24 protein-coding genes and 1 pseudogene are annotated in these 24,090 nt (G+C 60.6%); 14 read left to right on the forward strand and 11 right to left on the reverse strand.

Features of this window, described 5'->3' with window-relative positions; genetic code table 11:
- Positions 1–39 precede the first annotated feature (39 nt).
- On the reverse strand, positions 40–978 hold the full coding sequence (locus DKY63_RS01020) for an AraC family transcriptional regulator (protein ID WP_239499360.1): 939 nt from the start codon (positions 976–978) through the stop codon (positions 40–42).
- Positions 979–1,316: 338 nt separating this feature from the next.
- Between DKY63_RS01020 and DKY63_RS01025 the strand changes: the two genes are divergently transcribed.
- Complete coding sequence (locus DKY63_RS01025; RefSeq protein WP_110962379.1) at positions 1,317–2,120, forward strand: hypothetical protein; 804 nt, start codon at positions 1,317–1,319, stop codon at positions 2,118–2,120.
- A gap of 37 nt (positions 2,121–2,157) precedes the next feature.
- Here DKY63_RS01025 and DKY63_RS01030 read toward each other — a convergent pair whose 3' ends face one another.
- Positions 2,158–2,895, reverse strand: a complete 738-nt coding sequence (locus tag DKY63_RS01030; protein WP_110962380.1) for a hypothetical protein — start codon at positions 2,893–2,895, stop codon at positions 2,158–2,160.
- Between the two features lie 195 nt (positions 2,896–3,090).
- Entirely contained in the window at positions 3,091–3,327 is a 237-nt protein-coding gene (locus tag DKY63_RS01035) for a hypothetical protein (protein ID WP_110962381.1), read from the reverse strand.
- Positions 3,328–3,550: 223 nt separating this feature from the next.
- On the opposite strand from DKY63_RS01035, the gene DKY63_RS01040 reads away from it, so the two are divergent.
- From DKY63_RS01040 to DKY63_RS01090, 12 genes and pseudogenes are all read left to right on the forward strand, one after another.
- Positions 3,551–3,970, forward strand: a complete 420-nt coding sequence (locus DKY63_RS01040; protein ID WP_110962382.1) for an HD domain-containing protein — start codon at positions 3,551–3,553, stop codon at positions 3,968–3,970.
- Between the two features lie 323 nt (positions 3,971–4,293).
- On the forward strand, positions 4,294–4,797 hold the full coding sequence (tssB, locus tag DKY63_RS01045; protein ID WP_110962383.1) for a type VI secretion system contractile sheath small subunit: 504 nt from the start codon (positions 4,294–4,296) through the stop codon (positions 4,795–4,797).
- A gap of 36 nt (positions 4,798–4,833) precedes the next feature.
- The gene (tssC, locus tag DKY63_RS01050) at positions 4,834–6,372 is read left to right on the forward strand and encodes a type VI secretion system contractile sheath large subunit (RefSeq protein WP_110962384.1); all 1,539 of its coding nucleotides are present in this window, start codon (positions 4,834–4,836) and stop codon (positions 6,370–6,372) included.
- 33 nt (positions 6,373–6,405) lie between these two features.
- Positions 6,406–7,761, forward strand: coding sequence for a type VI secretion system baseplate subunit TssK (tssK, locus tag DKY63_RS01055; RefSeq protein WP_110962385.1), 1,356 nt, complete (start codon positions 6,406–6,408; stop codon positions 7,759–7,761).
- Positions 7,758–8,438 (forward strand): type VI secretion system protein TssL, short form, encoded by a 681-nt coding sequence (tssL, locus tag DKY63_RS01060; RefSeq protein WP_110962386.1) that lies wholly within the window; start codon positions 7,758–7,760, stop codon positions 8,436–8,438. Before tssK ends, tssL begins: the two co-directional genes overlap by 4 nt.
- 7 nt (positions 8,439–8,445) lie before the next feature.
- Entirely contained in the window at positions 8,446–10,143 is a 1,698-nt protein-coding gene (locus DKY63_RS01065; protein WP_110962387.1) for an OmpA family protein, read from the forward strand.
- A 15-nt stretch (positions 10,144–10,158) separates the two neighbouring features.
- Positions 10,159–10,650, forward strand: coding sequence for an Hcp family type VI secretion system effector (locus DKY63_RS01070; protein WP_110962388.1), 492 nt, complete (start codon positions 10,159–10,161; stop codon positions 10,648–10,650).
- Between the two features lie 148 nt (positions 10,651–10,798).
- Positions 10,799–12,864: pseudogene (locus DKY63_RS01075) on the forward strand (AAA family ATPase).
- A 2-nt stretch (positions 12,865–12,866) separates the two neighbouring features.
- Positions 12,867–13,073 carry a hypothetical protein gene (locus DKY63_RS32055; RefSeq protein WP_162634825.1) on the forward strand — a complete coding sequence of 69 codons (207 nt, stop codon included), beginning with the start codon at positions 12,867–12,869 and terminating at the stop codon, positions 13,071–13,073.
- A complete protein-coding gene (gene tssE / locus DKY63_RS01080) occupies positions 13,018–13,464 on the forward strand; it encodes a type VI secretion system baseplate subunit TssE (RefSeq protein ID WP_110962389.1) in 447 nt (148 codons plus the stop codon). The genes DKY63_RS32055 and tssE overlap by 56 nt, the downstream gene beginning before the upstream one ends.
- A gap of 15 nt (positions 13,465–13,479) precedes the next feature.
- Positions 13,480–14,622 carry an OmpA family protein gene (locus tag DKY63_RS01085; RefSeq protein ID WP_110962390.1) on the forward strand — a complete coding sequence of 381 codons (1,143 nt, stop codon included), beginning with the start codon at positions 13,480–13,482 and terminating at the stop codon, positions 14,620–14,622.
- A 108-nt stretch (positions 14,623–14,730) separates the two neighbouring features.
- The gene (locus tag DKY63_RS01090; RefSeq protein WP_110962391.1) at positions 14,731–15,399 is read left to right on the forward strand and encodes an ATPase; all 669 of its coding nucleotides are present in this window, start codon (positions 14,731–14,733) and stop codon (positions 15,397–15,399) included.
- A gap of 18 nt (positions 15,400–15,417) precedes the next feature.
- On the opposite strand, the gene DKY63_RS01095 is transcribed toward DKY63_RS01090, so the two are convergent.
- The 5 genes from DKY63_RS01095 to DKY63_RS01115 form a co-directional block, all read right to left on the reverse strand.
- Complete coding sequence (locus tag DKY63_RS01095) at positions 15,418–16,761, reverse strand: ATP-binding protein (RefSeq protein WP_110962392.1); 1,344 nt, start codon at positions 16,759–16,761, stop codon at positions 15,418–15,420.
- Positions 16,737–17,402 carry a response regulator gene (locus tag DKY63_RS01100; RefSeq protein WP_110962393.1) on the reverse strand — a complete coding sequence of 222 codons (666 nt, stop codon included), beginning with the start codon at positions 17,400–17,402 and terminating at the stop codon, positions 16,737–16,739. The genes DKY63_RS01095 and DKY63_RS01100 overlap by 25 nt, the downstream gene beginning before the upstream one ends.
- 112 nt (positions 17,403–17,514) lie before the next feature.
- Positions 17,515–17,952 carry a hypothetical protein gene (locus DKY63_RS01105; protein ID WP_110962394.1) on the reverse strand — a complete coding sequence of 146 codons (438 nt, stop codon included), beginning with the start codon at positions 17,950–17,952 and terminating at the stop codon, positions 17,515–17,517.
- Between the two features lie 40 nt (positions 17,953–17,992).
- The gene (locus tag DKY63_RS01110; protein WP_110962395.1) at positions 17,993–18,757 is read right to left on the reverse strand and encodes a COG4705 family protein; all 765 of its coding nucleotides are present in this window, start codon (positions 18,755–18,757) and stop codon (positions 17,993–17,995) included.
- Between the two features lie 112 nt (positions 18,758–18,869).
- Positions 18,870–19,079: a hypothetical protein gene (locus DKY63_RS01115; RefSeq protein ID WP_239499361.1), complete on the reverse strand. Its 210-nt coding sequence runs from the start codon at positions 19,077–19,079 to the stop codon at positions 18,870–18,872.
- A gap of 67 nt (positions 19,080–19,146) precedes the next feature.
- Between DKY63_RS01115 and DKY63_RS01120 the strand changes: the two genes are divergently transcribed.
- Complete coding sequence (locus DKY63_RS01120) at positions 19,147–19,935, forward strand: DeoR/GlpR family DNA-binding transcription regulator (RefSeq protein ID WP_110962396.1); 789 nt, start codon at positions 19,147–19,149, stop codon at positions 19,933–19,935.
- A gap of 147 nt (positions 19,936–20,082) precedes the next feature.
- Here DKY63_RS01120 and DKY63_RS01125 read toward each other — a convergent pair whose 3' ends face one another.
- The 3 genes from DKY63_RS01125 to DKY63_RS01135 are packed head-to-tail and all read right to left on the reverse strand — an operon-like array spanning position 20,083 to position 24,084.
- The gene (locus DKY63_RS01125; protein ID WP_110962397.1) at positions 20,083–21,558 is read right to left on the reverse strand and encodes a family 16 glycosylhydrolase; all 1,476 of its coding nucleotides are present in this window, start codon (positions 21,556–21,558) and stop codon (positions 20,083–20,085) included.
- A gap of 13 nt (positions 21,559–21,571) precedes the next feature.
- Positions 21,572–22,627 (reverse strand): UDP-glucose 4-epimerase GalE, encoded by a 1,056-nt coding sequence (galE, locus tag DKY63_RS01130; protein WP_110962398.1) that lies wholly within the window; start codon positions 22,625–22,627, stop codon positions 21,572–21,574.
- 38 nt (positions 22,628–22,665) lie between these two features.
- Positions 22,666–24,084: an oligosaccharide flippase family protein gene (locus tag DKY63_RS01135; protein ID WP_110962399.1), complete on the reverse strand. Its 1,419-nt coding sequence runs from the start codon at positions 24,082–24,084 to the stop codon at positions 22,666–22,668.
- Between the last annotated feature and the right edge of the window lie 6 nt (positions 24,085–24,090).

The raw sequence follows: 24,090 nt of genomic DNA on the forward strand, positions 1-24,090 counted from the left end.
CCGATGGTCAATGGCCCAGGCTATGGCTTGGGCCTGTCCTCACGGGTAGCCCGTTCGCAGACCTTTTCGGACGTCCGCCGGGCTGACCCCATAGGCTTTCTGGAAGTACTGGCAAAACCGCCCGACATTGCTGAAGCCCAGTTGCACGGCCACGTCGGTCACCGACGGCGCGGCGTTCCGGGCGAGGGCGGCATAGGCACGCTCCAGGCGCACTTGCCGCTGGTAGGCGACGATCGACGTGCCGATGAAACGCTGAAAACCGTCCTGCAAGGCGCGCAGGCTGACGTTGGTCAATCGGGCGAGGTCGGTGCCACTGACCAGGTTCTCGGGGTGATCCTGAATGTATTCCACCGCCAGCTTCACATGTCGTGGCGCGATCAGCGGGGCCGGTTGGCGCAGGGCCGCCGTGAAGTTGTGCGGCCAGCTCTCCAGCACCGCATCCACCAGCATTTCCCGCAGGCGCGAAGGCATCAGCGAGCCGGCATTGAGCAGCAGGTCGAACTCGCTGCCGGTGGCCAGGTCCACCAGCGCCCGAATGCCCTGGAACGCCGGCGCATTTAAATCCACCACGGGCTCGAAGCGCAGCTTGTGCAGGATCGGTTTGCCCAGCAGTACTGACAGGCGTTCGGTGAGCAGCGCCCGGCTGATCGACAGGCCGTGCTGGGCGTGATCATCGATGAAGCGCATCGAGCGAATATCGACCTTGTCGATGGCCAGGCCCACCTGGCTAAAGCCCACCGACTCGGTGGCATGGTTGAAGATGATCTTGCCGGCGGTGGGGATGACAAAGGTGATTTCGTCAAAGGGCTCGGGAAACTCCACGGTGAAATCGCCCCGGTACTGCATGCGGCGAAAACTGACACCTTCGTGCCGGCCGTAGACGCCGCCGATGATGATGTGGCGGGGAATGGGCGGCGAGTCGGAATAACGGTTGCCAAACATCTTCGAGAACAGCGCGCCGAAGTCGTCGCTGCTCATGTCGTCGGACCTGAGGATGAAGGGTTTGCGGGTCGGGCTTGAGTACACCGGAAGTGTCACCTTGGGCGGTTGGCGGAGGGCATTTGCAAGAGAATGTTTCGGGGCAAACCCGCGGACGTTATCAACGGCTGATGACAGGCGCGTGACCGGCACCTTCGAGCAAACGCTCATTTCAACGTTCGTCGGATGTCAGGTGGCTATCAGTGCGATTGCCTGCCGATCCGTCCATGGCTGCTACGCTTGGACCTTGCGGCGCCCTGGCCCGACGGGTTTGCGTGGTGCCGCTAATCACGGAGTACGACCTCCCTTCCTGTCGACAACCTGCACGGAGGCAGGCGATGGTGATCAATCACATGGCCGGGTCGAGTGCGGACGGGCTTCCCGACCCGCTCGACCCACAAGAGATGGAGCGGGTGCTGGCGTCGTTGCTGGCCAGTCCCCAGTTTGCCAAGTCCCGACGCATGGGCAGCTTGTTACGTTTTCTGGTCGAGCATGACTTGCAATCTTCAAACATTCCCCTGACCGAGCACGCCATCGGCCTTGCAGTGTTTCGCCGCGACCCGGCGGTGTACTGCACCGGCGACGACCCGGTGGTGCGGGTGCAGGTGGGGCGGCTGCGACGCAAGCTCGCGGCGCACTACGCCAGCAACGGTCAGCAGGATCCGGTGCGCGTGAGCATCCCGCCAGGCTGTTATCGCCTGGTGTATCAGCGACTGCGACCCAAGGGCCTTGGTGTGCGCTGTCCGATTCTGCAGATTCAGCCGTTTACCTGCCTCACCCGTGAGGGGGATGACTTTGCACGAGGTCTGTGCGAGGAGTTGAGTTGTCGTCTGTTCGAGTCCTTCGAACAGGCGCCGAACGGGGCCAGCCACGTATTGATGCGCGTGCCGAGCGGTAGCGCCAGGGTCGCGGAAATCGGGCGGGGCGCACGTTACAGTTTTTGTCTGGAGGGCAGTGTGCGGGTCGAACCGGCGCGTGTGCGGGCGTCGTTGCGCCTGGTGGATGTGGCGCAGGGAAGGATTCGCTGGTCGGCGCAGTTTGATCGCAACCAGCCTTACGGCATTGCGACCCAGGAAGATCTGGCGGCCTCGATCTGCCAATCACTGTCGGGCTACTTCGCTCGCGGTGTACTCGATGAATGAAGGTAGGGGCAACCACGCGGTTGCCCCGGTTCAGCAGTTACACGGTTTTCCACTGACCGCCTTCGTACAGGCGACCTGCGGTGTTATCGAACGTCAGGTCGATTTCGATCGCCTTGGAGCGAGAGGTACTGAACATGGTGCTCGTCTGTACGTTTTGCTCGAACCACACGAGGATGGTTTCGACCGGGGTCAGCACGGTTCTGCCGGTGACCACCTGATCGACCGCCACGTAAATCGGGGTGCTGACCTGATTGCCGTCGATGCCGGTGGAGAGCTGGTTGATCCCCGGATGGATGGGAGCGTAGTTGTTCACGAAGGTCATGGAAATGTCCGGGCCGCCCGTTACGGCCGGGCTCAGCAGGCCGTGTTCATCGAGTGTCGAGGTTTGCCCCAGGCCGATGTTGACGGTGTTGGTCGAGACTTTGACCTGGACGTTCTCCTTGAACACGTTGGAGGCAAACAATTGGTACATCGGCGTCCAGCTGAATTCGTTGTTGCTCAGGTAATCGACATAGGACTGCCAGACCACGTTGTAGTCGGCATCGCCGACTTTCTTGGCAAAGCACAGTTTGTAGCCGGACTTCTTGAGCAAGGTCAGATCGCCAGGGGCGATCTCGATGGTGACGGTTTTCTGCGAAGCGGCCAGGGCGGCCCTCAGTACCTTGCCGTAGTCCGATGACTTCAGTTGCGTTGCACCCATGATCGACTTGACGGCTTCTTGCACATCGTTGTGAAGCTGCTGGCTTTGTTGGCTGACAGCGATTGATTTGCTCATGGTGTCCCTCTTCCCTGGTGGTGTGGTGTTGGAATCAATCAATGGGCGGCGGGCAATCTGGCCGGCGGCTCATCGAGGGCTTCACTCTAGGCGCGAGGGGCAGGCGAGCTAAGTGTCTTGCAGTTACAGGGAAGTAACGGGGTTGTATCAGCGGGCAAAGCAGCGGGGCGACCCGAAGGCCGCCCCGCTGTGCCGTCAGGCGGCCTGTGCGTCGGCCCAGACGAAGTTCCAGCTGGTGCGCTTGCCCTTGGCAACCTCGATCAGCTTGTTTTCGTACACCGTGTGATTGACCAGACCGGTGTAGGTCAGGGTTCGCGCCGCGTTGCTGCCGGTGCACTCGCCCGGCACGCCACCGGCTTCGACCATGGCTTTTTTCATGTCAGCTTCCGACGGGGCGCTGGCCTGGTTTTTTTCCACTTTGACGAAACTCATGATTTCACCTCTTCCGTGGTTATGGGATCGACGTGATGCAGGGCCGACAACCGGTGCCCCCGCAATCACACCGACGGCCATACTCTAGGGGGCTGCCCGACGGCGCAGAAGTGACAAGCGCGGCGCTGAGGTAACAGTCGGGAAACAGCGCAACGCCGTGATGTATCCGGGACGTATCACGTTGGTTGTTGTACGCAAGGTTTCAAGTTCAGGGAGAACCGCAATGACTCAGACACTGGAACACGCCATCGCCATCGCAGCCGGCGCCCATGCCGGGCAGGTCGACAAGGGCGGCTCGCCGTACATCCTGCATGCGCTGCGGGTAATGCTCAAAGTCGACAGCCCGGAAGAGCGTATCGTCGCCGTGCTGCATGACGTGGTGGAAGACTGCGACATCAGCCTCGATGAACTGCGCGAGGAAGGCTTCAGCGAAACCGTGCTGGCGGCCATCGACTCCCTGACCCGGCGGCCGGATGAGGCCTACGAAGACTTCATCGCCCGCGCGGCGCAGGACCCGATCGGCCGGGTGGTGAAGCTGGCTGATCTTGAGGAAAACAGCGATCTGTCGCGGATCGCCAATCCTGGGTGGGATGATCTGGAGCGGGTTGAGAAGTATCGGCGGGCGATGGGGGTTTTGCGGTAGTTGCGCTTGCTGGCAGTCTGCCGGATAGCTCGCTATTGGTGAAATATGTAGTCATAACTTTCTTTCCGGAAATGGAAAAAAGGTCAAAAAGACAAACGCATATCACCAATTTAAGGGGGTTGTTGTAATCCTTTTCTGAGTGGCTGTTTGAAACATCTGAAATGTTATGTAGGCATAGTTCCCAACATCGTGTGGGAAACTTCCGAGTCTATGTTTTGGGGGTGGCATGACAGGATCGGATAGTGCATCTTTGCCCTCCGGAAACATCGCTACGCATGTTTTTAGCGAGGTTTTTATTATTTGCGAGCTTGCATGGAGGATTTATGGCTTCGAACAGTTTTCAAAACGAAGTGCCCAAGGCGCGGGTCAATATTAAGCTCGATTTGCATACCGGTGGTGCGCAAAAAAATGTCGAGCTGCCACTGAAGTTGATGGTGATGGGCGACTACAGCAATGGCAAAGAACAGCGCGCTTTATCGGAGCGGAACAAAATTGATATCAATAAGAATAATTTCGATTCCGTACTTGGTGAGTTCTCCCCCGTGTTGAAGCTGGCAGTCGAAAATACTCTGGCAGATAGCACCGCTGACACGACGATCGAGCTGAAATTTCGGAACATGAAGGATTTCGAGCCCGAGCAAGTCGCCCGGCAAATTCCGCAGCTCCGAGCGCTGCTTGCAATGCGCAATCTGTTGCGCGACCTCAAGTCCAAACTACTGGACAACGCAACCTTCCGTCAGGAACTGGAGCGCATCCTCAAGGATGATGCCCTGAGTGACGAACTGCGCGCCGAACTGGCAGCACTGGCTCCGCAAGAAGTTCAATAGTTCAGACGGATTCTTATTTAAAGGGAAGTTTTCAATATGTCGGTAGATAGTTCTAACGTGCAATCGCGCGGCGTTACAGTGTTGTCTGAAGAAAGCAAAGGTGTGTACAGCGCACTGTTTGGAAAGATCAACCTGAACCCGGTTGAGACAATGGCCGGGATCGAAGTTTTCCAGAATGCCGAAGCACTTTCCGAAGCGACAGCGGATGAGCGCGTCACCGCCGCTGTCAGTGTGTTCCTTAAGTTGCTCAAGCAGTCGTCGCAGAAAGTCGAACGCCTGGATAAAGCGCTGCTGGATGAGCATATCGCCACGCTGGATGGACAAATCAGCCGGCAACTTGACGCGGTCATGCATCACACCGAGTTCCAGCGCGTGGAGTCCACCTGGCGCGGCGTGAAGTCGCTGATCGATCAAACCGATTTCCGGCAAAACGTGCGTATCGAACTGCTGGACGTCAGCAAGGAGCATCTGGTCCAGGACTTCGAAGACGCACCGGAAATCGCCCAAAGCGGGCTTTACGTGCACACCTACACCCAGGAGTACGACACGCCGGGCGGCGAGCCGATTGCCGCGGCCATTTCCAACTTCGAATTCGACCGTAGCCCCCAGGACATCGCCCTGCTGCGCAATATTTCCAAAGTGTCGGCGGCCGCGCACATGCCGTTCATTGGCGCCGTCGGCCCGGCGTTTTTCGGCAAGCAATCGATGGAGGAAGTGGCGGCGATCAAGGACATCGGCAACTACTTTGACCGTGCCGAATACATCAAGTGGAAGGCCTTTCGAGAAAGTGACGATGCCCGTTACATCGGTTTGCTCATGCCACGAGTACTGGGGCGCCTGCCGTATGGGCCGGACACTGTTCCGGTGCGCAGTTTCAACTACATCGAAAGCGTCAAGGGGCCCGATCACGACAAATACCTGTGGACCAACGCCTCGTTCGCCTTCGCCGCCAACATGGTGAAAAGCTTCATCGCCAATGGCTGGTGCGTGCAAATCCGCGGGCCGCAGTCCGGTGGTGCGGTCACCGATCTGCCGATCCATTTGTACGATCTGGGCACGGGCAATCAAGTGAAGATTCCGTCGGAGGTCATGATTCCCGAGACCCGGGAATTCGAGTTCGCCAATCTCGGTTTCATCCCTCTCTCGTATTACAAGAACCGCGACTACGCGTGCTTCTTCTCGGCCAACTCGGCGCAGAAACCGGCGCTGTACGACACTGCCGATGCAACAGCCAACAGCCGCATCAATTCTCGCTTGCCCTACATCTTCCTGCTGTCACGGATCGCTCATTACCTGAAGCTGATCCAGCGCGAGAACATCGGGACCACCAAGGATCGACGTCTGCTGGAACTGGAGCTGAACAAGTGGGTCGGCGGCCTGGTGACGGAAATGACTGATCCAGGCGATGACCTGCAGGCCTCACACCCGTTGCGTGACGCCAAGGTGACGGTGGAGGACATCGAAGACAACCCGGGCTTTTTCCGAGTCAAGCTGTATGCCGTGCCGCATTTCCAGGTGGAAGGCATGGACGTCAATTTGTCGCTGGTTTCGCAGATGCCCAAGGCAAAAGCCTGACCCGTACAAGTCACTTCGTAGGGAAACGACTTCATGAAAATCGACCGCCCCTTGTGGGCCGCGGGGGCACTGTTGTCTCCGCAGCAATTCCAGCAGCAGGCACGCTGGGAAGCCTTGACCAATGAGGCTGTGGCTCGTTTGTGTCTGGTGAACCCTTGGGGCGTCCAGGATGTCGCATTTGATCTGCAAGCGCTGCGCCTGGGTAAGCTCAAGAGCACCCGGCTGCGCTTGCGGATGCCCGATGGCACGTTGATCGATAGTGATCAGGTGGATCGCCTGCCCGACGGCCTGGAGCTGGCTCGCCTGCCAGCCGAAGACACCCAGCGGGCGATCTTGCTGCTGGCCTTGCCACTGGAACAGGCCAACGGCAACAACTGCCTGTTCGAGACGAGTCATACGGATCGCCCGACGCGCTATCGCCAGGATTGGCGGTCGGTGCAAGACCTCTATGGCGATGAGTCGCAATCGGTCGGCGTGCTGGAGCACGTGCTGAGCCTGCGCTTGGCGAATGACGATAATGGAAATTACCTGACCTGCCCGATTGCGCGCCTGATGCGTGACGAGCAGGGCGCGTGGAGTCTCGATCCCGCTTACGTGCCGCCGCTGTTCAGCTTCGATGCCCATCCCGGGCTGCTGGTACAACTGGACAATCTGTTGACCCAGCTGTCCGCCAAACGCCAGCGGCTGATGGACATGCGTCGCGAAAGCAACCAGCGCATGGCGGACTTCGCCGTGGCAGACGTTTCGTTGTTCTGGCTGCTCAATGCCCTGAACACCTATCAGCCGGTATTGGCCGACATCAAAAGCTTTCCCGCACGGCATCCCGAGCAGGTGTATCGGGAGCTGGTCAAGTTGGCCGGTAGCCTGCTGACCTTTTCACTGGAACACGATATCGAGCAAATTCCGCCTTACCGGCACGAAGAGCTGGAAAGCGTGTTTCCACCGTTACTGGACCTGATCTCGACATTGCTGGAGGCCAGCCTGCCTTCGCGAGTCGTTGCCCTTGAGCTGGAAGAAGCCGGCGCCAATCGCTGGAAGGTTCGCCTCAACGATGAACGCCTGCGTGAGCCGGACAGCGTCGATTTTTATCTGTCGGTGCGCTGCCGCATGCCGGCTGCGCAGTTGCAAGAGCAGTTCCCGCGCCTGTGCAAGATCGGCGCGCCCCACGATCTCGATCAACTGGTCAATGCCGCGCTCGACGGCGTGCCCCTGCAATCGCTCAGCCATGTACCGGCGGCCATTCCCTTGCGTCTGGAAAACCAGTACTTCGCCCTGGATCTCAGCCATGCGAAGGGGCGAGCCATGTTGGCTTCGGGCAACTGTGCCATCTACGTCCCCGGCACCCTGGCCGACGTCAAACTTGAACTCTTCGCGGTACTGCGCACATGAATCCGATCCCATCAAAAAAACACCAGGCCTGTGCGCTGGCCGTCGACTCGCTGTTGCAGGACAGTTATTTGCTGGTGGTCGAACTGCGGCAAAAAGCGTCCATAGACAGCAGTCAACCCTTCATTGATCTGTGCACCCGGCAAGTGGAGTACGTGCGGCAACGGCTGGAGCAGGCAGGGTTGAACCCGCGCAGCATCGATCACATCAGCCATGCGCAATGCGCCTTGCTGGACGAAACCGTACTCGGTTGCGCCGAGGAGAGGGACCACGCCAAATGGGCCAGCGAACCTCTGCAAGCAAAATTCTTCAACCGACACCAGGCGGGAGAGTTCTTGTATGAGGACATGCGTGAAGTGCTGCGCGAGCCCGCGCCGGACCTGCATGTACTGACCGCCTTCCACCGGGTACTGATGCTGGGTTTCCAGGGGCGCTATCGCGACATCAATGATCCTGAACGTGAGCTGTTGCTCACGGAACTGAGTGCCCGGGTCGCACCACTGAGCCTCGGCCAGACCATTGCAACACAGGTTACTGCGGGTTCCCGGCGCGCAACATTGCCCGGGCTGCAATCGCCGCTCGCTCAGGTATTGGCGGTGGTGCTCCTGCTCGGGGCGACCTGGTGGGGGCTGGACCATCTGCTGGCGGGTTGGGTTGCCACGCTCGTGCCTGAGGTGTGAGAGAACAATGACGTTCAAACTCAAACGCCTTCTCTGGCTTTGGGCCGGTGCGCTCGCCATCGCGTTGCTGGTCATCATTGCGCTGTCCGTCTGGACGCGCACATTGGCGATTCTGGCTGTGATTGTTGGCGTGCTCCTGATCTGCAGGCGGATCGGCGAGCATGCGGCTCGCCAGTGCGACACGCTGGTGTTCGCGGACAATCAGTCGTTGCCCAAGGCTTCGTATCGTCAGCCGGTGGTGCTGGTCTGTGGTGATGGATTGGTTGGCCTGTTCGGCGCGGTCCCGATCGAGCAACTGGCCCTGCGCACCACCGGCAAGGGCTGCTATATACGGGTGCCCGACCTGGAACTGTTTGCGCAGGTGGTCGACAGCCTGATGGCTTCGCGCCCTGATTGGGGCCGGCAACTGAGCGTCATGTTCATAATCAATCCGCAGGCGCATACCGACCGCGAAGTCCTCGCTGGACGACTGCGTGCCTTGCGTCATCAGTTGCAACGGGTGCGCAAGCAAGGCATCGCCTTGCCGCTGATGTTGATCGGTTACCTGCAAGTGGCTCGAGGCGAGGGGCCATGGTTCAGTTGGGAGCAAGGACGAACCTGTCCGCGTGTGCGACAAGACGGTGCCTGCGACGAACTGGATGATTGGCAGACGCAAGCGGCAGACAGCACCACTCGTGCTGCTCGCGTGCAGGCCTGTGTCCGGTTGAGCAGTGCGGCGACATGGCTGTCGGAGGTGGTGCTACCGCATCTCGCCGCTCGTGATGCACACAACTCCAATGCACCGGTGGCCAGCGCTTTCACGTTGGTCACGTCATTGCCGCACGAGATGCCCGGCAATCTGTGGGAGCAATGGTTGCGTGAAAAAACTGCCTTGGTCGGCGGGGCGTTGTCCGACGAGGCCAGGGCCTTGCCGTTTCCTGATCCCTTGCTGGCGCTGCTGGTCAACGACACCCGCTACGCCCCGAGCCGTCGTGCCGGTCTCATTGCGCTCTGGCTGTTAGCGGCTGCCGGGTTGGTCGCGCTGGTCAGTTCAGCGTGGCAGAACACTTTGTTGGCGAGGCAGGTCAGTGATGATTTGCGTCGATACACAGCCATCCCCCATAACGAATTCGCCCGGCGTGAAGAGGCCATGAGCGAATTGCGTCAGGTTTCATCACGCCTGGACGGCTACTACCGCCACGGCGAGCCATTGTCGCTGGGCTTTGGCCTGTATCGCGGCAACATCCTGCGCGAGCAACTGTTGACGGTCATTGGTGCTCACCGGCAACCCATAAAAGCCGTCGCCAGCACCGTACGCCTCGACAGCCTCTCGCTGTTCAACAGCGGCAGCGCCCAACTCAAGCCTGACTCGACCAAAGTCCTGATCAATGCCCTGGCCAGTATCAAGGCCCAACCCGGCTGGCTGATCGTCATTGCCGGGCACACCGATGCCAGCGGCAGCGCAGAACACAACCTGCAATTGTCACGCGCCCGCGCCGCAGCGGTTCACAGCTGGATGCGCCAGATGGGCGACATCCCCGACAGCTGTTTCGCCGTGCAGGGCTTCGGCGCCAGTCAACCCATCGCCAGTAATGACACCGAGGCCGGACGCCAGGCCAACCGCCGCGTCGATATCCGCCTGATTCCGGAAGCGGGGGCCTGTGTGCTTCCCGTTGTGGGGTCGGGCATGCAACCCGAGCCGCATACCGCGGCATTCACGTACTGAGAAAAGGAGTTTCACATGGCAATTCCCGTTTACCTGTGGCTGCAAGATGACGGCGGCGCGGAAATCAAGGGGTCGGTGGATGTGCAAAAGCGCGAAGGCAGCATCGAAGTGGTCGCCCAGGACCACAGCCTGTACATCCCCACCGATAACAACACCGGCAAGTTGACCGGCACGCGGGTGCACACCCCGTTCCTGTTCAGCAAGGAAATCGATGCCTCCAGCCCGTACCTGTACAAGGCGGTGACCACCGGTCAGACCCTCAAGAGCGCGGAGTTCAAGTGGTTCCGGATCGATGATGCAGGGCAGGAAGTCGAGTACTTCAACACCCGCCTGGAGAACGTCAAGGTGGTGAAAGTCGCGCCGAAAATGCACGACGTCAAAGACCCGTCCAAGGAGAAACACAACCACCTGGAACAGATCGAACTGCGCTACGAAAAGATCACCTGGACCTACAAGGACGGCAACATCATCCACTCCGATTCCTGGAGTGAGCGCCAGAGCGCCTGACGCGTCATCGCCAGCAGGCAGGCCCCTGCCTGCTGGTTCTGGTGTGCCGCGTTGAGCGCCTGTTCGCGGGCGTTCAACTCGACACATCCCAACACTCCCATCCGCACAATCGACTACAGGCTGGACCTCCAGCACAAGGACGTAGCCCATGGCACATCACTCCACCCGCTTGCTTCGCCGTCTTAATCCCTACTGCGCCCAGGCCCTGAGTGCGGCGGCCTCGCTGTGCCAAAGCCGTGCCCATGGACAGATCACCATCGAACACTGGCTGCTCAAGTTGCTGGAACAGGGCGAGGGCGATCTGACCCTCATCGCCCGCCGCTACGAGTGGGGCATGGACGCGCTGTGGTGCGGGCTGCTCGACCACCTCGATACGCTGCCACGCAGTGTGCAGAGCAAGCCGCAGCTGTGCGGAAAGTTGCAGGAGTTGACCACGAACGCCTGGCTGCGTGCATCGCTGGAGGGTAATGAGCATCTGCGTTCGGCGGACCTGCTCGGTACGTTGCTGGAGAACCCTGACTTACTGGCGTGCGAAGCAGCATGGCCACTGCTCAGTGTCAGCGAGAGCCAGTTGCAGCACCTGTTGCCGGTACTGGATCAACACTCTGAAGAGCGACCGCAAGTGCAGCAAGAAGTGGCGCTGGACTCGTCCGGCGATCCATTGGTAATGACGACAGCGCCTGCCTCATGCTCCGTGGACTCAAGACTCGCTACGCCAGCCATCACGGCGTGCACATCCAGGACGCGGCAGTGCAGGCGGCAGTCAGTCTGTCGCGGCGCTATTTGACGGGGCGACAGCTACCGGACAAAGCCGTCGACCTGCTCGACACCGCCTGTGCACGGGTACGCATGAGCCTCGATTGCGAGCCGCAGGCACTGGTGCGGCTCAGGGCCCGGCAGGCGGCGCTGGATCTGGAGTGGCATGCCCTGCAAGAGGACCAGCAATTGAGTGGCAAGCGCGCGGACGAACGTCTGGCGGTCATCGCAGCGCAGCACGTAGAAGCCGACCACCGGCAAATTGAATTGACCCGGCAATACCAACTTGAGCGAGAGCTGACGCAGGCGCTGCTCGAAGCGAGGCAGAGTGACTCACCTGACACCCAAGCCTGCGCTCAGTTGCAAGCATTATTGATTCAGGTGCAGGGCGGTCAGCCGCTACTTTCTCTGGATGTTGATGTACGCCAGGTCGCCGAAGTGATTGCCGACTGGACCGGTGTGCCCTTGAGCAGTCTGCTCAAGGACGAACAAACCAGTCTGCTGATGCTGGAACAGCAACTCGGTGAACGGGTGATCGGCCAGGATCATGCCCTTGGTGCGCTGGCCCAGCGTCTACGTGCAGCCAAGACCGGCCTTACGGATGAACAGGCGCCGCTGGGGGTATTCCTGCTGGTCGGCAGCAGTGGCATCGGCAAGACCGAGACCGCGCTCGCCCTGGCCGATGGCTTGTTTGGCGGTGAAAAATCCTTGATCACTCTCAACCTCTCCGAATACCAGGAAGCGCACACCGTCAGCCAGCTCAAAGGTTCGCCACCGGGCTATGTCGGTTACGGCCAGGGCGGGGTCCTGACCGAAGCGGTACGCCAGCGTCCCTACAGCGTCGTGCTGCTCGATGAAGTGGAGAAAGCCCACCGCGACGTGCTCAACCTGTTCTATCAGGTCTTCGATCGCGGCTTCATGCGCGATGGCGAAGGCCGGGAAATCGATTTTCGCAACACCGTCATCCTCATGACCTCGAACCTTGGCAGCGACGAACTGCAGGCTGGACTTCAAGAACAACCCGATGCGCCGGACAGCACCCTGCAGCAATGGCTGCGTCCGATCCTGCGCGAGCACTTTCAGCCGGCCTTGCTGGCGCGCTTTCAAACCCTGATCTACCGCCCGCTGGACGCCTGCGCGCTCAAACGCATCGTCGCGCTCAAACTCGCCAAAGTCGCTCAACGCCTGCAACGCCATTATGGCCTGACCTGCCAGATCGAAGACTCACTCAACGACGCGCTGGTGGCTGCGTGTCTGTTAACGGACTCCGGCGCGCGCAACATCGACAGCCTGCTCAGCCAGCAGATATTACCTGTGCTCAGCCAGCAGCTTTTGCAGCGACAGGCTGTCGACATGAAAACCCTTGGTGTAACCCTGGGATTCAGTGACGAACACGGGGTTTGCCTGTCCTTCACCGATGCTGAGCAAGCGGCGTCCGCATTGGTCGGGGAGGCCTGAGCATGCTCAATTCACTTCCCATCTTCTTCGACCACAGCCGCCACAAACTCTGGGTCCGCAACCTCGACGCCCACCTCGACGTCCTCGCCTTCAAGGGCGAAGAACACCTCAGCCAACCGATTGACCTTGCGCGCGCTGGCCAGGGAATGACCGATGACCGATTTGAATCCTTCGCTCTACGAAATGCTCCTGCAGAACTTCAACGGTGACCTGGATCTGCATCAGGTCAGCGAAGAGGATCAGTACACGCTCTCGGTGCTGGACAATGTTCAGCGCATCCTCAACAGCCGTGCCGGCGCGCTCGCTCACTTGCCCGATTATGGCCTGACGGACATGGGCCTGATCCTGCAAGGCCTGCCCGCCACCGCGCATTCATTGATGAGCACCCTGCAAGACACCCTGCTCAAGTACGAACCCCGGTTGGCAGCCATCAGCGTCGCACTGCTGCCGCAAGTTCAACCTGGACATCTGGAGTACGGGCTGGATGTGCAACTTCGAAGCGGTAGACAGGTAAGTTTCGGCACCACTCTGACGCCTGAAGGCAATGTCATGGTGCGTCATCTGAAACGGCAGAACTGGTTGTCGCAATCGAACCTGTAACGGAAGGGATACTGAATGACAGATTTGATTGAAATGCGTATTCGCGTGGGTGGTGATCCGCGTAATTTCAGTGAGTTCTCGGCGTTGCGAGAAGAACTCGGCAAATTGAATCATCCGGCATGTCCGGACGTCGATTGGGGCAAGGTCGAGCAACTGTGCCTGACGCTGTTCCAGCTCAATGGAGCGGATTTGCAATCGGCTGCCGCCTTTGCCCTGGCGCGTAGTCAGCGCCATGGCCTGGAAGGCATGGCACAGGGAGCGGCACTGATCGATGCGCTCGGTTGCCAATGGTCGAATGTGTGGCCACCAATGGCGTCACTGCGCCTGGAGATCCTGAGCTGGCTGTTCGCCCAATGGCAGTCGTTCTTGCGCGGCCTGCCGATGAATGCATGGAGCCTGCCAGCGCTGGAACATCTGGATACCGAGCTGCTGCGTCTACAACTGCGTCTGGACCATTCGATGCAAATCCCTCTGGCTTCACTGCGCCAGCAGATCGAAAGCCTGACACGGCGCCTGCAGCAAAACGGCGCCCTGGTCGCCCCGATACACCTGTTGCCCAGAGCACCGGAGCCGGCCCGCTTGCCGCCGATCGTGATTTGGCCGGCTCCGCCTTTGCCTGAAATCAAGCGACCTCGACGGCGTTTTTTTCTGTGGTTGAGTGCTATTTCGGCGACGATCGTGTTTGTCGGCGGGGGTTGGCTAAGTGGCTTTGGTTCGGACGACAAGGGCGGGCGGCGCTTTACACAGCTCTTCGAACAGCAGCCGATGACGCCCATGCCCGTACGTCTGGACAGCCTGGCGCTGTTCGACGCCGGCAGCGCCGACCTCAAACCTGATTCGACCAAAGTTCTGATCAATGCTTTGGTCAACATCAAGGCTCAGCCGGGCTGGCTGATCGTCATCAGCGGCCACTCCGATGATCGTGGCAATCCCGAACAGAACCGCCAGTTGTCCCACGCCCGTGCATCGGCCGTGCGCGGCTGGATGCAGGGCATGGGCGACATTCCCGATAGTTGCTTCGCCGTGCAGGGGTTGGCCGACAGTCAGCCGATCACCACGAATGACAGCGCATCCGGACGCGCGGCGAACCGTCGAGTCGACATTAGTCTGGTACCGCAGGTCGGTGCCTGCGAGCAGTTGGCCGGCGGTCGCCCATAGCAACCATTCATTTGCTCGATATCTATCATTAAAGAATGCAAGTTCTGTTTTTCTGTCATCAGAGGAAGATAACGTCATACCGATCTCGCCTTTGAAGGAATCAGCGCGATGAGAATTTCGACCCTGCTGGCTTTTGTCGCCGTGTTCGGCGCCAGTCTCGCCACCACCGCACCGGCTGTTGCAGCCGATCCATCCTGCCGTTTCCTGCCCATCGCCGACAGCACCACCGTTTTGCAGCAGGCAAAGACGGTGGCGGTGCTTTACAGCGAAAACACCGTCAATACCCAGCAATACCTGGAGAACTACCACTCGGTGGCGGTGAACGGTGCGAAGAATCCTGAAATGGACAAGCAAATCAGCAAGGCCTTCGTCGACAGCTCCGATCCGCAGCGGGCGATCAACTGGCTGATGGGCTCGCTGCAGAAGGAATTCGCGTCGGTGACGGTCTACGACAGTCTTGATGCCGCGGTGCAGGCCCATCCGGATGTGGTGGTGATGCTCGACACCTATAGCCGCCTGGTGTCCAAACGCAATAATCAGGTCGAAGCGCGCTTCATGGCCAAGTTCTATGACGGCAATCTGCAATACATCGGCCAGGCCGAAGGCTCACGGTCGCAGCAAATGCCTTCGGTGTGGGTGAAAGGCAAGGCCGCGCCGCAGATTGCCGCGCAGATCAATCAGCAGACCGAGTTGCAGGTCAATGCGCTGAAGCAGTTCGATGCGTCGTTGAAAGTGCTGATGACCTCGGGTACGGCCGGCCACGTTGCCAGTAATTGACGCGAATCCTGCCGACGATCAGCTCATTTTCAGCCACAGCGACACACACAACCCGCTGCGTGCCTGTTCATCGCTAAAGCCCAGTTGAACCCGCGCCCCGGTGCGCTCGACGATGGCCTTGACGATCGACAGTCCCAACCCGGAGCCGGACTCCTGCGTACCGAGGCTGCGATAGAACGGGTCGAACACCCGCAACTGCTCCGCCGTGGCAATACCCGGCCCGGTGTCCCTGATCTGCAGCAGCGCCTCGTCCTTGTCCCTGACCAGCGAAAGGTCCACCCGTCCATGGACCGGGGTGTAGCGGATGGCGTTGTCCACCAGGTTTTTCACCACGGCCGTCAGGTCGATTTCACTGATCAAGACCTGCAAGTCCTCCGTGGAGTCGACACCGATGTCCAGGTGCTTGATCTCCGCCAGTGGCAGCAGGTCCTCCAGCACACGACGATAAACACCGAGCACCGAGACCTTCGATACCGCCCGATTTGCCGCCGATTGCGCCCCGGCCAGGGACAGCAACTGGTCAATCAGGTTACGCCCGCGATCGATGCCACGGCGCAGTTGCACCAGGCGCTCGCGGGCAACGGGTGACATGTCGGCGGCGGCCAGGCGCTCGGCTTGCAGGGACAGGGCGGTCAGTGGTGAGCGCAGTTCATGGGCGGCGTCGGCGACGAAGCGGCGCTGGCTTTCCATGGACTGGGCCACGCGCTCGAGCAGGCGGTTGATGGCGACTACGAACGGACGGATCTCCACCGGCAGGTGCTGTTCGTCGACCGGGTGCAGCTCCTGTTGGTCGCGGCGATCGATTTCAGAAGACAGCGTGGCGATCGGACGGAACAGTTTGCGCACCAGATCGCTGACCACCAGCAGCAGCACCGGCAGCAGAATCAGGAACGGCAGCACGCTGCGCAGGGCGCTGGTCCGGGCATCCCTGTCGCGGGCGCCGGTTTCCTGGGCGACAGCAATGCGCTGCCCTTGAGCCGTGGTCTTGACCAAAACGCGAAAGGCTTCGCCGGCAATCGGCACGGTGGACAGGCCGTCGGCCAGGGTGGTGGGGAAGGGCAGAGGTGTGCCGGCGTCATCGTTGCCCTTGGCTTTGCTGCCATCGGCCAGGTACTGAAGAATGATCCGTGATTCGTCATCGTCTTCGGCGGCACTGTCCGGATAGGTGAGGGTCATCTGTTGGCGATCGAACAACTCGGCCATTTGCCGCAGGGTGTCATCCTGCATGTCGTGCGCCTCATCAAAGGCCGACACGTAGGCGAACACCCCGGCTACCACCGCGACGATCAGGATCGCCAGCGACAGCGCCACCGACAACCGAAGCTGGACCGACTCGCTCAGGCGCTTTTTGAAACCATCCATCCCATACCCCTGACGTTCTTGATCACATGGCTACCCAGCTTGCGACGCAGCCCGTGAATCAGGAACTCCACCGCGTTGCTTTCCACTTCATTGCCCCAGCCATAGAGCCGGTCTTCGAGTTCGCTGCGCGAAAGAATCGCCCCCGGCCGGATCAGCAGTGCCTGCAGCAGGGCGAACTCGCGGTGGGAGAGTAGAACACCGGGGTGCTCGTCGGTGCTGGCTTCCTTGGACAGCAAGTCCAGCGAGACGATGCCGTTGTCCAGCCGCGACTGCGCTCTGCCGCCGTGGCGGCGCAGGACGGCGCGGATGCGCGCGAGCAATTCCACGGTCTCGAAGGGTTTGAGCAGGAAATCGTCGGCGCCCCCGTCCAGCCCGCGCAGGCGATCGTCGAGGGTGTCCCGGGCGGTGATGATGAGCAAGGGGACGGGGTTGTTCGCGCCGCGAATGCTGTCGAGCACTTCCAGCCCGTCCTTGCCGGGCAAGCCCAGGTCCAGCAGCACCAGGTCGTAGTGCTGCGCCTGCAAGGCGGCCAGGGCCAGGAGGCCGTTCTTGATCCAGTCGGTGGCGTAGCTCGCATCCTTGAGGGCACCCTCGAGCGCTTCGCCGATCATCGGGTCGTCTTCGACCAGCAGTATCCGCATGTCCTTCTCCGGCAAAAAAAACTGTGGTGAGTATCGCTGCTCATTGAAGATCGAGCAGCTGTACTCACCACAGTTTACGCGTCGCTTGTTCTAACCATGCACTGGCGGCAGGTTACGCCTTGCCTTTCATCGAGTCGAAGGCCTTCAACAGGTCATCCATGGCGGCCTTGCAGTCGGCCTGGACCGGGCTGCCTTTGCGCAGGGCGGACAGGGCATGGTCGATGGCCTTGTCCACCACATGCCAGTCGGCGGCGGCACGGGGCTTGATGCCGGCTTCGGCTTCGTCCCAGGAGGTTTCCAGGTCCTTGATCCGGGTTTTGGCGCCCGCCAGGTCATTCTTGTCGACGAGGCCGGCGACGTCGACAGCGATATTGCGGAACTCGGACAGATCGCCCAGCTTCGATCCCGCGACGTTCTGGCTGGCGGCAGCGCCCGAACCTGCTGCGGCATTGGGTTTGTCCGCAGGTTTCGAGCAGCCGGCGGCGATGCTCAGCAGGGCGATGGAGGTGACGATGGCGACGTGACGCAGGGTGTTCTGGAAGAAACGCATGGTGATGGATTCCCTGAAAATAGAGTTATTGAGCCAAGAGTTACTGTGGGAGCTGTTTGCGGTTGCCGACGCTGATCTGCGCCACGGTGACCAGGATGACGATGACGCACAGGAACAGCGCACTGGTCCAGGTCGCGCCCATGCCGAGCCCGCCGTAGGTCTTGGATTGGGTCAGCAGATCGCCGAGGGAGGCACCGAAAGGCCGGGTGAGGATGTAGGCGATCCAGAAGGTCAGCACCACGTTGGCACCCAGGCGCCAGGCGATCAGGGTCACGGCAAGCAAGGCGGCGAAAATCACCGCGCCCAGGCTGAAGCCCAGACCCAGGGCTTCAGTGGCCAGATCGCCTGCCGCCGTGCCCAGGGCGAAGGTGCAAAGCACGGTGGCCCAATAGAACAGCTCGCGCCGGGGCGTGTTGATCTCGCGGATGGAAAGGTTGTGTTCGATGCGGTACCAGACCAGGAAATTGACCACCAGCAACACCGAAAACACTGCCGTGCTGGTGTAGAGGCTGACGTCCAGTACGTCGGTGAGAATGTCGGTGATCTGCGTGCCGACGATGCTCACCAGCACCACCGTGAGCCAGTATATCCAGGGGGTGTAGGCCCGCGAGCGCAGTTGCATGATCAGGGCGATCGCCAGCAGCACGGCCATGGCGACACTGGTCCCGCCAAGCCCGAGCCCGGCGTCGACCGCGAGAAAGTCCGCACCGGTTTCACCGACGGTGGTGGACATGATCTTGATCACCCAGAAGGACAACGTCACTTCGGGCACTTTATTGAGCCATCCGGCTATGGTCGGGTTCATGTCGGTCGAGTTCCTTTGGCAGCGCGGTTATGTGCGCAATGCAAAGGCTACGGACCGAAACTTAGCTCAGACTGAGGCCGGGAAAATGCAGGGAGATTCGATGCGGCACCGATCAGGTATGCACCAGTGCGATGGTGAACGAGACCACGATCATGCAGGCGAAAGCGAAATTGAGATTCATGAAGTTATCGTCCAGAACAGTTTTGATGGCGCCATTCTGAACAGGGGCAGGGCAAATAAAAAATTCCGCTGCTTGATTTGAAAGATCGAAAGAAATGATACCTGGCGCTCTTTTCCAGCCATGGCGGTTTGTGTTTGGCATGGGCTTTGGCTAACCTCGGCACAAACACGCAGTTACATGCATAAACAGGCATAAAACGGGCGCAACCATGCACGACCAGCATTCCCCGGCGGAGCTACCTCATCTGCGCCGGCAGAAAATCCTCTTGATCCTCGAACGCGACGGCAAGGTCATGGCCTCCGAGTTGAGCCAGCACTTCGCCGTGTCCGAAGACACCATTCGCCGCGACCTCTCGGAGCTGGCCACTGCCGGCCTGGTGCAACGGGTGCACGGCGGGGCACTGCCCAGGCCCAAGGACACCGGCAAGGACTACTTCACCCGCATCAGCGAAACCGACGAGGTGAAGACCCGATTGGCGCAGCTGGCGGCCGGCTGGGTGGAGAACGGCCAGACCGTGATGTTCGACTCCGGCACCACCACATTGCAGATTGCGCGTTCGTTGCCGTCGGACATTTGCATCACGGCGGTCACGGCTTCGCCAATGACCGCGATCACCTTGTCCGAATACAAAGGCATCAAGGTGATCCTGGCGGGCGGGCAACTGAATCCGGCGACCCAGTCCGCTGGCGGTCATGAAACCCTGCGCCTGCTCGAAGGCATCAAGGCCGATCTGCTGTTCACCGGGGTCTGCGCGATCCACCCGCAAGTCGGCATCAGTTCCCTGCACTTTGACGAAGTGCCGGTCAAACAGGCGATGCTCGACAGCGCGTCCCGGGTGATAGCGGTGACCACCGCGGACAAGCTGGGCGCGGTGGAGCCGTTCGTGGTCGCGCCCTGTTCGCGATTGCATGCGCTGATCACCGAACGGCACGTGGCGTCGGGCAATATCGAGGACTACCGTGCGCAGGGGATCGAGGTGGTGCAGATCGATATCTGAGGCAAAAAAAATCCCCCTGTAGGAGCGAGCATGCTCGCGATGCACCCGAGGACACCGCGGGGTATCAGTTGACCCGCGTTATCGTTGACGTGCATCGCGTGCATGCTCGCTCCTACAGGGGGTTGGCGTCGATCACAGGCGACATCGTTATTTGCCCCGCCGCCAGACCTTGACGTAATCGATACTGAACGTCGACGGCAGGTCGGCATCGTCGACCACGCCGAACCAGTCCCACATGGCTTCGCTGTCGAAGACGATCTGCATCGGGAAGAACCAGTGGCTGTTCTTCGCCTCCCTGACCAGCACGCCGTCGACATACCAGCGCAAGGTGTCGGGCTGCCAGTCAAGGCCATAGACGTGAAAGTTGTCGGCAAACCGCCAGGGGCTGATCCAGCTGCTGCCTTCGGCCAGGTGCGCGGTGCTGGTGGGGGTCGCCCAGACATGGGCGTTCATGTTGTACATCCGGTCGAATTTGGCATCTTTGGTTTTCCCGCCGATTTCGAAAACATCGATTTCCGTGGCGTTGTCCGCAAGCCCGGTCCAGGCCAGCCAGAACGCGCTGGACCCCGCCGAATTCATCGGCCTGGCCCGTGCCTCGTAGTAACCGTAGCTGCCGCGTTCAATGGTGCGGACCATGGCGCTGCTGTAGTCCTTGTAGCCCAGGCGCACGTATTTGTCGGGCAGGGTTTGCTTGCGAAAGACGATGTTCAGGTAGCCGTCGCTGACACTGGCGTTCTCGGGCAGGAACAGGGCCGGTTTGCGCCCCAGCGAATCGGTGCCGGTGGCGTCGTTTACATGCCAGCGTCCGGGGTCGAGGGTGTTGCCGTTGAAGTCGTCGCTCAAGCGCGAATCCAGTTGCCATTGGCCGGCATTGGCCTGATCGGACAGCGGAAGGTCGGGATTGGTCCGTTGTGGCAGTGGGCCGAGGGGACCTGTACGGGTCCAGGCATTGGCTTGCGACGGGATGGTGACCTTCCATTTTTGCGCCAGATATTCGAATGCCGCCTGACGCTCGGCCTGGGTGGCAAAGGGGCGGTCGTACACCAGCACTTCGGCGATATCGCCGCGCAGGATTTCCGACGTCCCCACCACGTTGCGGCCCACGGCGAGCGGGCCGATCGGCACGTCGCCGGCTTCAAGGAAGGCCAGGGCCGGCTCGTAGGCAGTGGTCTGTTGCACGCTGATGCCGAAGTTCGGCGCCACGTTGTCGTTATCGGCCAGTTGCGGGCGTGAGCTGAACAGGCGTTGCCAGGCCTTGCCACCGGCCTGTTCCGGCAGTCGCCGCGACACGACCAGCAACGTCACCGGCCCTTTGGCGCTGCGCAGGGCCTTGGCACTGAACGCCGCGGTGCCATTCAAACGCACCACACCATGGCCGTTAATGGCAGCACTCACGTATTCGGGCAAAGCACCTGGCGCGGCATTGTCCGCATTGACGTCATTGCCGTGGCCTGACTTGTCCAGCCAGCTCAGCACACGTCCCTGTTGATTGAGGCTGAGGTTCGAGGCGTCCGCCCCGTCGAGCCACAGCACCAGGCCCTCGGCGGGTGGTCGCGAGGTTGCGGCGGACACCTCGAACATCATGCACATCAGAAAGAAACCCAGTAGACATTCCCTGATCATGGGCAGGCTCCATTTATTTCATGGCCATCGCTAAAGGCACGGGTGGGCGGGATTGGTAACCAAAGGGATTGGCTGACTGCCAGCGCCAGGTATCGATGATCATCTGCTCCAGATTGCGCTGTGCATGCCAGCCCAGGTCGCGCTCGGCCTTGCTCGGGTCGGCCCAGCACTGGGCGATGTCCCCGGCCCGGCGCGGGGCGAAGTGGTAGGGGATGCGGATGCCGGTCACGTCTTCGAAACTGTGGATGATCTGCAACACGCTGTAGCCGGTGCCGGTGCCGAGGTTCCAGATGTTGATGCCCGGGCTGTATTGCAGCATCTGCAATGCCTTCAAATGCCCTTCGGCGACATCGACCACATGGATGTAGTCGCGCACACAGGTGCCATCGACGGTGGGGTAGTCGTTGCCGAACACCGTCAGTTCGGGCAGTCGGCCGATGGCGACTTGGGTCAGGCACGGCAGCAGGTTGTTCGGCAGGCCATGGGGGTCTTCGCCGATCAATCCGCTTTCGTGGGCGCCGATGGGGTTGAAGTAGCGCAGCAGCGCGATGCTCCAGCGCGGTTCGGACTGCGCCAGATCCTGCAGCAGTTCTTCGATCATCAGCTTGCTGCGGCCATAGGGATTAACCGGATGACCGGTGCCCAGGTCTTCGGCGATCGGTATCTGCGCAGGGTCGCCGTAGACCGTGGCCGAGGAACTGAACACCAGTTTGAACACGTGTGCCCGGGCCATGGCCTGGCACAGGTTCAAGGTGCCGGCCACATTGTTGGCGTAGTACTCCAGCGGCTTGCGCACGCTTTCGGCGACGGATTTGAGGCTGGAGAAATGCATCACCGCGTCGATGTCGTAGGTCGCGAAAATTTCGTCGAGCAATGGCGTGTCGCGCACGTCGCCTTCGATGAAATCGACGCTGCTGTGAGTCAGTTGCTCAAGCCGGTGGATGGACTCCCTGCAGCTGTTGCACAGGTTATCGAGCACCACCACCGAGTGGCCGGCGTCCATCAGGGTCAATACGGTATGGGAGCCGATGTAGCCGGCCCCGCCAGTGATCAGCGTGGTTTTGCGCATGGTGGGCATCCTGTCACGAAGATTGCGGGGGAAAGAGATCAGCGGGAGGTGAATACCGATTTGAATTCCTGTGGCCAGCGTGGGTGCAACAGGCTGTAGGCCAGGGCATAAGTCAGCGCACCGATGCCAATGCTGCACGCCAGGTGTACATATCCGTGCACTTGCAGCCGAGGCATCAACCACAGCACTGCTGCGGTCATCACCAGCGAGGCCGCCACGCTGCGGTAGCTGGAGGCGAAAAACGCGTGCCAGTCATAACCGATGGCCGTCTTCAGCCCGCGAATCTGCAGCGGCGTGACCAGCACCATCCGCACCAGCAGCGACAGCGCGGCGGCCATCCCGCCATATAGCGGGCCCAGGGCGTAGACCAGCGCCAGGGCCAGCAGCGTGGTGCCCACTTCCGCCTTGAGGGTCAGGTGCGTGCGGTTGACGGCCACCAGCGCGGTGGTGGCGTACATCGCGGTGTTGCCGATGGCGGCAGTGCAGGCCAGCACCTGGAGCATGGGGATCGCGTCCGCCCACTTGGCGCCGAAAATCAACAGGATGATGTCCTCGGCAGTGACGGCAATGCCGATGAACACCGGTGTCAGCAAAAAACCGCTGACCGCGGTCGAGTCGCAGATAAAACCGATCAGCCGCTCAGGTTCCGCTCTGCGCCGGGCGAACGCCGGCAGGGCGTAGCTCATCAGGCCGTTGTAGAACGCCGTGCGCGGCAGGTCGATGATGCGCATCGCCAGGTTGAACATGCCCACCGCGTGGGTGCCGGCGGTGATGCCCAGCACCACATTGACTCCGCGCTGCAGGGTTTGCGAGCTCAGGGTGTTGATGGCCACCGGCAGGCCGGCCCTGAGCAATTCACGCAAGAACGGCAGGTCGATGATCCATGGGATCCGGCGACGGTCGCCGTTCATCAAGACGATGATGGACACCAACTCCATGACCAGTGCCTGGGCAATCACCGCCCAGGCACCCAAACCCCAGAACGCGACGGCGATGCCGGCGACGCCGCCGAACACCTTGCCCAGCAGCGTGCGCGAAGCCAGCATCCGGAAATTGCTGCTGCGGCGCATTTGCGCGACATACACCCGCGCCATCATGGTGAACAGGATCTTCACCGAGGCCACCGCCGTCATCCATTGCAGGTTGGGGGAGTCCAGCCACAGCACCGCCACGCCGCTGATGAGCGCGATGGACGCGAGGCTCGCCAGTACCGCCGCCCAGAAGGCCGTGGCGATCTGCCGTTCGTCCAGGCGTTCGAGGCGCACCAAAGGATCTTCCAGCACCGAGGAATACAGGATGCCGATCACTTCGACGATGGCGATGATCACCGTACCCACGCCCAGTTCTTCCGGCGACAGCAGCCGCGCGTAGATGACGAAGGTGATCATCGACAGGAAGATCAGGCCGAATTTCTCGGTGAAGATCCAGGTCAATGTGACGAGGCGTTGATTGGCCATGGGGTC

It is taken from the genome of Pseudomonas putida (assembly GCF_003228315.1).
Lineage (GTDB): Bacteria > Pseudomonadota > Gammaproteobacteria > Pseudomonadales > Pseudomonadaceae > Aquipseudomonas > Aquipseudomonas putida_S.